The following is a 10,256-nucleotide window of genomic DNA, read 5'->3' as shown; positions in this document are numbered from 1 at the left end:
GAGCGGGCCGCCGAGGTCGAGCGGATGGGCTGCGGTGGTGGGCTGCCAGCGGCGGGGGGGGGCCCGGGGCCCCCCCCCCCCCCCCCCCCCCCCCCCCCCCCCCCCGCCGGGGGCGGCGGGGGTTGGGGGGGGGGGGGGGGGGGGGGGGGGCGGGGGGGGCCGGGGCGCGCCCCGCCGCTGGCAGCCCACCACCGCAGCCCATCCGCTCGACCTCGGCGGCCCGCTCGCCGAGAGCGCGATCCTCCCCTGGGCCGACACCCTCGGCACCGATCTCGACCCCGGGTTCGGACCCGGCTGGCGACTGTCGGCGGCGCCACTGCGCGAGGGGGGAACCGTTGTCACCCTGACGTGTTCGCACGTGCTGGCCGATGCGCGCGGCCTCATCCACGCGGTCGCGAGGGGCCTGGAAGAACTCGATCCGGCCGGGCCCACCGCACCCGAGCATCCGAGACTCACCGAACTACGCCGCACGAATTCGGACTGGGCCGACGCCCGCTCCCAGTGGAGGACGATTCTGCGTGGCACCGCCCGCGCCCTGCGCGGTGGCGTGCCCCGCCCACCAGCCACCCGGGCACCCGCACCGGCGGACGGGCGAGCCGTCCGCGGCCTCCTGCTCACCTTCGACGCGGACACCTGGGATGCCACCGCCGCCGCGGCAGGGGGAACGCCGAACAGCCTGTTCATCCATCTCGTCGGGAACATCCTGTGGGCGAACGGGTTCCCCGATCCGACGATCGCCGCGAGCCTGCCGGTCGACACCCGCGACGAACCACGCGTGGACAACGACCTGGCCGTCACCGAGATCGCCATCGACCGCACCGACACCCCGGCCACGATCCGCGACAAGGCGCGCGATGCCTACCAGCGCCGGATGTCCAGCCCTGCCGGACTACCCGAGGAGATCCTGCAGGTACTACCCGACCGTTGGGCCTACGCGTTGAGCAAGGGCGCGGGCGAACGAGACATCCTGTGCTCCAACATCGGAACGCTCCCCGACGCGCTCCGCACCGTCGGCACGCACGACTGTCATCGGGTGGCCGCCCGCGCCATCCATCCCGCGCTCACGACCTTTCCGCGTACCCAGCTCGCCGGCTACCTGTCCCGCCTCGGCGACACCTACACGTTGGCCCTGGTCAACCTTTCGCGCCGGCACGAAACACTCGACCGCGCCATCGATCACGCCTGCTCCGTGAACGGGCTACGACCGGCGCGCTGGTGATCCGGCGCGGCGCGGCACCCGCGAGACCCCGCTACCGATTACGGCGGCCGCTGTCGTCTCCGTGGGCGTTTTCGAGGTACGCGCCGGCTCCGCGCTCGGCAGCACTAGGCCGCGGTCATCCCCACCAGCAGAGTTCGCAGCCCCCAGACGAATTGATCCACGGAGTTCCACGCCGCCATCTCGTCCAGATGCGCCGCGGTGCGCGGCCAACGCTGGATGTCGATGTCGTCCAAACCCGCCCTGCGCAGCGCGATGCGCTCGGAATCCGGCGGGAGCGGCGGCTTTCCGTCGGTCTCGGCGACATCGAGCGCGATCGCGCCGAGCACCTGGACGATCACCGCGTAGACGCCGTGCGCCCGCGCCCGCGCGGGCAGCCCACCGCGGGCCAGGCAGGTGAACATGGCCTCGCCGACGTCGCGGGCCGCGGGGCCGTCCATCGGACCCGCCATCATCAAGGTCGCGACGGCGGGGTGCGCACGCAGCTGATCGCGCAGGCCGAGGGCGAACTGGATCACCGCCGCCGTCCACTCCACGCCGGGGTCGGTGAGCGGGTTCAGCGGCACGGTGGCGAGCACCCGCTCGATGACGGCGCGCTCGAGATCCGCCCGGCTGGCCACGTAGGTGTACACGGCGTTGGGATTCACGCCGAGCCGCGCCGCGACCGCGCGGATGGACAGCGCGCTCGGTCCGCCCTCGTCGAGCAGTTCGAGCGCGATATCGACCACCCGATCCGCGCTGAACGACCGCCGCGTCGGCCGCGGCGCGCCGCCGGCGGCCTGTCGACCTGTTGACTTCCCGTCCGACATGCACTGGACTGTACCCCGTACAGCTACCTGTACCCCGTACAGCCAGAACGGATCCATCATGAGTCGCAAGCCCTGGACCACCATCACGCTGCTGATCGCCGCACCGGTCCTGATGAACCTGGCCTTCCTCGGTTTGAGCGTGTCGTTCGACTACCCCGACGTCCTGCAGACCTCGTCCACCGAAGCCCTCGCGCGGTTCCGCGCCGAGCAGGGCACCATCGTCGCGCTGTTCACCGCGCTCGCCGCCGCGGCCTGCGCGTTCGCTCCGCTGTCGATCCTGATCGGGCGCCTCGACAGCTCGACCACCATGCGCTGGGCGGTCCGCACCGGTGTCGCCGCGGCACTGGCCCAGGCGATCGGCCTGCTGCGCTGGCCCCTGCTGGTTCCCGGCCTGGCCGAGCACGCCGCGCCCGACCGCGCCGTGCTCGACACCTTCGAGACGCTGAACACCGTGTTGGGCACGGTGCTCGGCGAAACCATCGGCTACGCCCTCACCGCGACGTGGACGGTGCTGGTCGTCCGCGCTCTGCGTGCCCGGGTACCGCGCTGGTTCGCCGCACTCGGCACGCTCAGCGCGGTCGCCATCGCCACCGGGGTGCTGGTTCCGCTCGGCGCCGAGCCCGCCGGACTCACCAACTTCGTCGGCTACATCCTGTGGAGCGGATGGCTCCTCGCCTTCGCCGGACTCCTCGCCCGGTACGGCGCGGAGCTGAGACCGACTGTCAGCCAGGGCGATTGATCATGGGACGGGCACCGCGCTCGACGTGACCCTGGCGGCGACGTCGGCGGGCACGGCCACTCCCGGCTCGAGGTCGTCGGCGTCGAGGGGTTCACCCCAGACCTGACGCAAGGGCAACACACCCGCCCACACGCCACCGGCGGCGATATCGGCCTCGTCGTCACCGGGGCCGCCGGTGCGGACCTTCACCGACGCCTCGGTCAGGTCGAGCGCGAGGACCATGGTGGCCGCCATCTCCTTGCGGTTCGGCGGGCGCACCCGGTCCCAGGCGCCCGGCGCCGCGTGCTCGACGATCAACCGCAGCGCCTCGAGCCGTTCGGCCTCGTCGGTGACCAGCACCGCCTTGCCGCGCACGACGGCGGAGCGGAAGTTCATCGAGAAGTGCATGGCCGAGCGCGAATACACCACACCGTCGACGTGGGTCACCGTCAGCGAGATGTCGGTGTCGATCGCGGCGCGCATGTTCCCCGCACCCGTGGAACCGTGCAGGTAGAGCGTGTCCCCGGACCGGCCGTAGACGGTCGGCAGGACCACCGGTGAGCCGCCGAGCAGCACCCCGAGGTGGCAGACGAGTCCCGCGTCGAGCACCGCGTCGAGTTCGGCGCGATCGGTCCTGCCACGTTCCTTGGAACGGGTCAGGGTGGTGCGCGGGGTCGGTGACAGGGGCGGGCGGTGGGTGTCGTGCGTGGTCATGTCACCAAGCTTCGCCGGTAGAGTGGACCGAGCACAGGTCCAATTCGACAGTAGATCAACAGGCCAATTCGAGGTGCGCCGATGCTCGACGAACTGCCGATCCCGCTCGATCGATCCGCCGCCGAACCCCTGTCGGTGCAGGTGGCCGATGCCCTGCGCGCCGCGGCGACCGGCGGCGTGCTGCGGGTCAGCGACCGGTTGCCGTCCTCGCGCGCGCTGGCGCAGCGGCTCGGCGTGAGCCGGGCGGTGGTGTCGACCGCCTACGACCAGCTGCACGCCGAGGGCTGGATCGCCGGCCGCCGCGGCTCCGGCACCTACCTGCGCACCGCACCCGCCGCCGCCCCGCCGCGCACGACGCCCGGCACCGGCGCCGTCCCCGAGACCGGGCTGCTCGACCTCCGGCCGGGCGCACCCTGCACCGATGCCGTCGACCCGGCCGCCTGGCGCCGCGCCTGGCGGGCGGCGGGCGATCTCCCCGCGGCGGCACGCAAGGATCGCGCGGGCGAGCCGGAGTTCCGGGTGACCGTGGCCGAGCATCTGCTCCGGCACCGCGGCCTCGTCGCCGAACCGGCATCGGTGCTGGCCACCGCGGGCACCAGCGCCGCCGTCGCCGAACTGGCCGCCGCGCTGCTGCGCCCCGGCGACACCGTGGCCTTCGAGGACCCCGGCTACCAACGCGCCGTCGGCGCTTTCCGCGCCGCCGGCGTGCGCGTGCTCGGCGTGCCCGTCGACGACGAGGGCCTGCGCGTCGACCTGATCCCGCCCGGTGTGCGCGCGGTGTATTGCACACCGGCGCACCAGTTTCCACTCGGTGCGCGCATGCCCGCGGCGCGCCGGGTCGCGCTGATCGAATACGCCAGGGCGGCGGGCATCTTCGTGATCGAGGACGACTACGACGGCGAATTGCGCTACGACACAGCGCCACTGCCCCTGCTGGCCGCCATGGCTCCCGACGTGGTCGTGCACCTCGGCACCACCAGCAAGATCCTCACCACCTCCCTCGGCATCGGCTGGCTCGTCGCCCGCCCCGACATCACCGACGCCGTGCTGGCCTACCGCGCCGACACCGGCACCGGGCCGAGTCCGTCGGGCCAGCGGGTGCTCAGCGAGTTCGCCAGGCACGGCGATCTGGCCCGGCATCTGCGCCGGCTGCGCCGCGTCGTGCCGCCGCGCCGGGCTCTGGTCGTCGACGCGCTCGTGGAGCGTGGACTGCCCGTCCTCGGCGACGACGCCGGCTCGCACGTGGTCGTGCAACTCCCCGACGCCGCCGCCGAGCGCGCCGCGGTCGCCGCCGCGCACGACCGGGGCGTGCTGCTCAACGGGCTGGCCGACAACCACCTGGGCGAACCGCACCGCTTCGGCGTCGCCATCGGCTACACCGCGCCCAGCACCGCCGAGCTGGCCACGGCGGTACCGATCGCCGCGGATTGCCTCGCCTGAACACCGCCGCGCGGTCGTAGCATGGACCGGGAGTCACGGTTCGGCACTACCCCTCCGACCATGGAAGTGGTGAGCAGATGAACGATCAGGACATCCTCGCGCGGATCAAGCAGCTGGTCGACGACGAGCACGCGCTGCGCGCCAAGGCCACGGCGGGCGAGATCGACCCCGTCGCCGAACGGCAGAAACTGGCCGAGCTGGAAGTGATGCTCGATCAAGCGTGGGATCTGTTGCGGCAGCGGCGAGCTCGCGCCGGCGCCGACGAATCGACCGACGACACCGGGCTGCGCTCGCCGCGTGAGGTCGAGGGCTACCTGCAGTGAGCGAGGTCGAATACGACGTCATCGTCCTCGGCGGTGGCCCGGCGGGTGAGAACGCCGCCGCCTACGCCATCGCGGGCAGCGACCGCACGGCCGCGCTGGTCGAGCGGGAGCTGTTCGGCGGCGAATGCAGCTACTGGGCGTGTATCCCCAGCAAGGCGCTGTTGCGCCCGGGCGCCGTGCTCGGTCTCGGGCAGGCGATGCCGGGCGTCACCGTGAGCGGGCCCCAGGTCGCCGACGTGCTCGCGCGCCGCGACCAGTTCGTGCACGATCGGGACGACTCGTCGCAGGTCGACTGGGCGAAATCGGCGAAGATCGAGCCGATCCGCGGTGCGGGCAGGCTCGTCGGTGAGCGACTCGTCGAGGTCGCCACCGACGACGGCGTGCGCGTGCTGCGGGCCAGGCACGCGGTCGTGCTCGCCACCGGCACCACCGCCGTCATCCCCGACATCCCCGGCGTCCGCGAGGCCCTGCCGTGGACCTCGCGTGACGCCACCAACCTGACCGTGGTCCCCCGCCGCGTCGCCATCATCGGCGGCGGCGTGGTCGCCTGCGAGACCGCCACCTGGCTGGCCGAACTCGGCGCCGCCGAGGTGACCATGCTGGTCCGTGGCGACCGCCTGCTGCCGCGCGCCGAGCGCTTCGCCTCCGACATGGTGCTGGCCGGGCTGCGCGACACCGGCGTCGTCACCGTGCGGCTGCACACCGAACCGCACCTGGTCTCCCGGCGCGATCCGCGGGACACCGGGGTCGGCCGCCTCCACGGCGGACCGGTCACCCTCGTGCTCGACGACGGCGAACTCGAGGTCGACGAGCTGATCGTCGCCACCGGCCGTGCGCCCGCCACCGAGCACCTCGGCCTGGACGCGGTCGGCCTGCCGCCCGGCTATGTTGAGGTCGACGACCAGCTGACCGTCCGCGACGTCCCCGGGGAATGGCTCTACGCCGTCGGCGACGTGAATCACCGGGTGGCACTGACCCACATGGGCAAATACCAGGCGCGGGTCTGCGGCGACGTGATCGCCGCCAGGGCCGAGGGGCGGCCGCTCGACGGCTCCCGCTTCACCGCGAGCGCCGATCACCAGCAGGTCCCGCAGGTCGTCTACACCTCGCCGGAGCACGCGTCGATCGGGCTCACCGAACACGACGCGCGGGCCGCGGGCTGTGCCGTCGACACCGTCGAACTCGATATCGCCGTGGCCGGATCGGCGCTGTCGCGCGACGATTTCACCGGGCACGCGAAACTCGTCGTCGACATCGCCGAGAACCGGCTGCTCGGCGCGACCTTCGTCGGCCCCGACATGGGTGAGCAGTTGCACGCGGCGACCATCGCGGTGGTCGGCCGGGTGCCGCTGGACACGCTGTGGCACGCCGTCCCGGCGTTTCCCGCCGTCAGCGAGTTCTGGCTGCGGCTGCTGGAGGCCTGGCGCGAGAAGTCCGCTACTTGAGCAGCCGCGACATGCGCCGGTCGGCGAGGATCTTACCGCCGGTCTGGCAGGTGGGGCAGTACTGGAACGAGCGCTCGGCGTAGGACACCTCGCGCACGATGTCACCGCAGACCGGGCACTTCTGCCCGGTCCGCGCGTGCACCCGCATACCGGAACGCTTCTCGCCCTTGAGCCGGGCCGCGTCCTGGCCGACGGAGCGCTCGACCGCGTCGAGCAGGACCTCGCGCATCGCGCCGTACAACCGCGAAACCGTCTCCGCCGACATGGTTTTCGTATTGGCGAACGGGGAGATCTTGGCGGTGTGCAGTATCTCGTCGGAGTAGGCGTTGCCGATGCCCGCGAGCAGCGTCTGATCGACGATGGCGGTCTTGATCCGCTGCGAGGTGCCCCGCAACAGCGCCGCGAACTCGTCCTCGGTCACGGCCAGCGCGTCCGGTCCGAGCCGGGCGATGCCCGGCACCAGCTTCGGGTCGTCGACGACGTACACCGCCAGCCGTTTCTTGGTCCCCGCCTCGGTCAGATCGATCGCGGGCGTCGCGCCCTCGGGGGTGAAGAAGTGCACCCGCAGCGCCAGCGGCGACTTGCCACCCGGCTTGGGCGGCAACGGATTCGGCTCGTCGACCCAGCGCAACCAGCCGCCACGGGACAGATGCGTGATCAACCACAGCCCGCCGCAGTCCATCCCGAGGAACTTGCCCCAGCGCGCCGCGCCGGTGACATCGCGGCCGGACAGCGCCGTGACCGGCGGGTCGAACGTCTTCACCGCGCTCAACGCGGCCACGTCGACTCGCCCCACCACCGCACCGACCGCGTGATCCCGCAGGAACTGCGCCAGCGCCTCTACCTCGGGTAGCTCGGGCACGGTGCCCAGTTTAGCGTCGACGCAGCAGGTAGACGTCCATGATCCAGCCCTTGGCGGCCCGCAGCTCCGCGCGGCGGGCGACGATGCGCCGCGCCACCTCGGCGAGCGGACCCTCGATCAGGGTCTCGTCGGGCATGCCGAGATAGGCGCCCCACCAGATGTGCACGTCGTCGGCGGGGATGTCGGTGAACGCGCAGTCGCCGTCGAGCATCACCACCGTCGAGCCGGCGCCGAGCCCCTCCTCGCGCAGCCTGCGCCCGGTCGTGACATGCACCGGCTCGCCGATCCGGTGCAGCACCATACGGTGCCGGGCGGCCAGCGCGGCGACGCTGGTGACGCCCGGAATCACCTCGTAGTCGAACTCGCGACCGCCCGCGAGCACCAGCTCGACCATCCGCAGGGTGCTGTCGTAGAGCGCCGGATCACCCCACACCAGGATCGCGCCGATCCCCTCGACCTGGTCGAAAGCGGCGCCGAGCAGTTCGGCGCGGCGCTCGTGCCAGTCCCGCACCACACCCGCGTAGTCGTCGGGGGTGCGCTCGCGGGGCGGATCGACGATCTCGATGACGCGGTGCGGCCCCTCGACGTGCTCGGCCAGGATCGCGGTGCGCACATCGACCAGTTCCCGCTTCTCGTCACCCTTGCCGATGACGAAGAAGGCGTCGGCCTGTCGCATGGCCTTGACGGCCTGCATCGTCACCTGGTCGGGATCGCCCGCACCGATGCCGATCACGTAGAGCTTGCGCATACGCGGAGAGCTTGCCAGGTGCCGTGCACCGTAGAATCGCCAGGCGTGGCCACCCCTGATACGCAGTACGAGGATCTGCTCCGGGCCGTGCTCGAGCGCGGCACGCCCAAAGCCGATCGCACCGGCACCGGAACCCGCAGCATCTTCGGTCATCAACTGCGCTACGACCTGGCCGAGAGCTTCCCGCTGATCACCACCAAGCGGGTCCATCTCAAATCCATCGTCTACGAGCTGCTGTGGTTCCTGCGCGGCGACTCGAATGTGTCCTGGTTGCGCGAGCACGGCGTCACCATCTGGGACGAGTGGGCCGATCAGCACGGTGAGCTCGGCCCGGTCTACGGCGTGCAGTGGCGCTCCTGGCCGACCCCCGACGGCACCCATGTCGACCAGATCGCCCAGGTCCTGCACACCCTGCGCACCGACCCGGATTCGCGGCGGATGATCGTCTCGGCCTGGAACGTGGCCGACCTGGACAAGATGGCGCTCGCCCCGTGCCACGCCTTCTTCCAGTTCTACGTGGCCGACGGCAAACTCTCCTGCCAGCTCTACCAGCGCAGCGCCGACCTGTTCCTCGGCGTGCCGTTCAACATCGCCAGCTACGCGCTGCTCACCCTGATGGTGGCCCAGCAGACCGAGCTGGAACCGGGCGAGTTCATCTGGACCGGCGGCGACGTGCACATCTACGACAACCACGTCGACCAGGTGCGCGAGCAGCTGAGCCGCGAGCCGTACCCGTTCCCGACGATGCACCTGCGCCCGGCGACGAGCCTGTTCGACTACGTCTACGACGACGTCGAGATCAGCGGCTACCGGCACCACCCGGCCATCAAGGCGCCGGTGGCGGTGTGAGCCGCGAGATCGGCCTGATCTGGGCGCAGGCCGCGAACGGGGTCATCGGGGTCGACAACACGATCCCCTGGCGCGTTCCCGAGGACATGGCCAACTTCAAGGCGACGACCATGGGCCACCCGGTGATCATGGGCAGGCGCACCTGGGATTCGCTGCCCGCGTCGTTCCGGCCGCTGGTCGGCCGCCGCAACATCGTGGTCACCCGTCAGCCTGATTGGTCGGCCGAGGGCGCCGAGCGTGCCGCCTCGCTGCCCGACGCGCTCGACATCGCGGGCGGGGTCGACGTCTGGGTCGCCGGGGGCGGTCAGATCTACCGCGAGGCCCTGCCGCTGGCGACAACGCTGCTGGTCACCGAGGTCGACACGACAGTCGCGGGCGACGCGTTCGCACCGCCGATCGGGCCGGAGTGGCAGGCGGACGACACGCCGTGGCGCGAGTCGAAAACCGGCCTCCGCTACCGCATTCGCCGCTACGTCAGGGCCTGACAACGCCTGGCTAACGGTCGGGGCAAAACGCCCGACCGCGGGCGTGGTCTCGGGCATACTCACCGATACCAGCCCCGCGAGAAGCCTGCGAAAGGCGCGATGTCATGGACAAGAAATCGCTGACCGCGGTGGCCCGCCAACAGCTCAAGCTGGCGGCCACCTCCACGAGCGGCCGGAGTTCGCAGACCGTGATCGGCGGCCACACCCATGCGCTGCGCCAGACCGTCGTCGCGCTCACCGAGGGTCAGAGCCTGGCCGAGCACGACAACAACGGCGACGCCACGATCCAGGTCCTCAGCGGCACCCTGGTGCTGATCGCGGGCACCGACGAGTGGAAGGGTTCGGCGGGCGATCTCATCGTGGTGCCGCGCGCCCGGCACAGCGTCAAGGCCCTCGACGACGTCGCGTTTCTGCTGAGCGTCGCGAAGTAGGACGGGTCACTCGGTCGCTGACACGCCCGGCGCGCCGCGCCCCGGTGGGGGGGGGGGGGGGGTGGACCGCGGCCGGGGTGTGCCCCCCCATGGGCTCCCTGTGTCGCCCGCCCCCCCCCCCGGGGCGGGGCGCGCCGGGCGTGTCAGCGACCGAGTGACCCGTCCTACTTCGCGACGCTCAGCAGAAACGCGACGTCGTCGAGGGCCTTGACGCTG

Annotated in this window: 12 protein-coding genes; 8 read left to right on the top strand and 4 right to left on the bottom strand. The window is 71.8% G+C overall.

The annotated features are described in order from the left end of the window. Positions 1-34: 34 nt before the first annotated feature. A complete protein-coding gene (locus QH270_RS31045; protein WP_280347941.1) occupies positions 35-1,219 on the top strand; it encodes a hypothetical protein in 1,185 nt (394 codons plus the stop codon). Positions 1,220-1,323: 104 nt separating this feature from the next. On the opposite strand, the gene QH270_RS31040 is transcribed toward QH270_RS31045, so the two are convergent. Then, positions 1,324-2,025: a TetR/AcrR family transcriptional regulator gene (locus QH270_RS31040; protein WP_280347939.1), complete on the bottom strand. Its 702-nt coding sequence runs from the start codon at positions 2,023-2,025 to the stop codon at positions 1,324-1,326. Between the two features lie 58 nt (positions 2,026-2,083). On the opposite strand from QH270_RS31040, the gene QH270_RS31035 reads away from it, so the two are divergent. After that, a complete protein-coding gene (locus QH270_RS31035; protein ID WP_280347937.1) occupies positions 2,084-2,764 on the top strand; it encodes a DUF4386 family protein in 681 nt (226 codons plus the stop codon). On the opposite strand, the gene QH270_RS31030 is transcribed toward QH270_RS31035, so the two are convergent. After that, entirely contained in the window at positions 2,765-3,457 is a 693-nt protein-coding gene (locus QH270_RS31030) for a pyridoxamine 5'-phosphate oxidase family protein (RefSeq protein WP_280347936.1), read from the bottom strand. It lies immediately after the preceding gene. 81 nt (positions 3,458-3,538) lie between these two features. Between QH270_RS31030 and QH270_RS31025 the strand changes: the two genes are divergently transcribed. From QH270_RS31025 to QH270_RS31015, 3 genes are all read left to right on the top strand, one after another. Next, positions 3,539-4,897 (top strand): PLP-dependent aminotransferase family protein, encoded by a 1,359-nt coding sequence (locus QH270_RS31025; RefSeq protein ID WP_280347934.1) that lies wholly within the window; start codon positions 3,539-3,541, stop codon positions 4,895-4,897. A gap of 77 nt (positions 4,898-4,974) precedes the next feature. Next, a complete protein-coding gene (locus QH270_RS31020) occupies positions 4,975-5,220 on the top strand; it encodes a DUF2630 family protein (protein WP_233000803.1) in 246 nt (81 codons plus the stop codon). Then, positions 5,217-6,665, top strand: a complete 1,449-nt coding sequence (locus QH270_RS31015; RefSeq protein WP_280347932.1) for a dihydrolipoyl dehydrogenase family protein — start codon at positions 5,217-5,219, stop codon at positions 6,663-6,665. Before QH270_RS31020 ends, QH270_RS31015 begins: the two co-directional genes overlap by 4 nt. Here QH270_RS31015 and QH270_RS31010 read toward each other — a convergent pair. Both QH270_RS31010 and cobF read right to left on the bottom strand, forming a co-directional pair. Continuing rightward, the gene (locus tag QH270_RS31010) at positions 6,658-7,527 is read right to left on the bottom strand and encodes an Fpg/Nei family DNA glycosylase (RefSeq protein ID WP_280347930.1); all 870 of its coding nucleotides are present in this window, start codon (positions 7,525-7,527) and stop codon (positions 6,658-6,660) included. The genes QH270_RS31015 and QH270_RS31010 overlap by 8 nt on opposite strands. A gap of 10 nt (positions 7,528-7,537) precedes the next feature. Then, positions 7,538-8,275, bottom strand: coding sequence for a precorrin-6A synthase (deacetylating) (gene cobF / locus QH270_RS31005; RefSeq protein WP_280347928.1), 738 nt, complete (start codon positions 8,273-8,275; stop codon positions 7,538-7,540). A 45-nt stretch (positions 8,276-8,320) separates the two neighbouring features. On the opposite strand from cobF, the gene QH270_RS31000 reads away from it, so the two are divergent. The 3 genes from QH270_RS31000 (at position 8,321) to QH270_RS30990 (ending at position 10,040) form a co-directional block, all read left to right on the top strand. Then, the gene (locus QH270_RS31000; protein ID WP_280347926.1) at positions 8,321-9,124 is read left to right on the top strand and encodes a thymidylate synthase; all 804 of its coding nucleotides are present in this window, start codon (positions 8,321-8,323) and stop codon (positions 9,122-9,124) included. Beyond that, positions 9,121-9,609 (top strand): dihydrofolate reductase, encoded by a 489-nt coding sequence (locus QH270_RS30995; protein WP_280347924.1) that lies wholly within the window; start codon positions 9,121-9,123, stop codon positions 9,607-9,609. The genes QH270_RS31000 and QH270_RS30995 overlap by 4 nt, the downstream gene beginning before the upstream one ends. A 104-nt stretch (positions 9,610-9,713) precedes the next feature. Further along, positions 9,714-10,040, top strand: a complete 327-nt coding sequence (locus QH270_RS30990) for a cupin domain-containing protein (RefSeq protein ID WP_110039684.1) — start codon at positions 9,714-9,716, stop codon at positions 10,038-10,040. Positions 10,041-10,256: the final 216 nt, after the last annotated feature.

The organism is Nocardia neocaledoniensis, from assembly GCF_029868625.1.
Lineage (GTDB): Bacteria > Actinomycetota > Actinomycetes > Mycobacteriales > Mycobacteriaceae > Nocardia > Nocardia neocaledoniensis_A.
The sequence above is the reverse complement of the archived record's forward strand: the minus strand, read 5'-3'. Positions and strand labels throughout refer to the sequence as shown.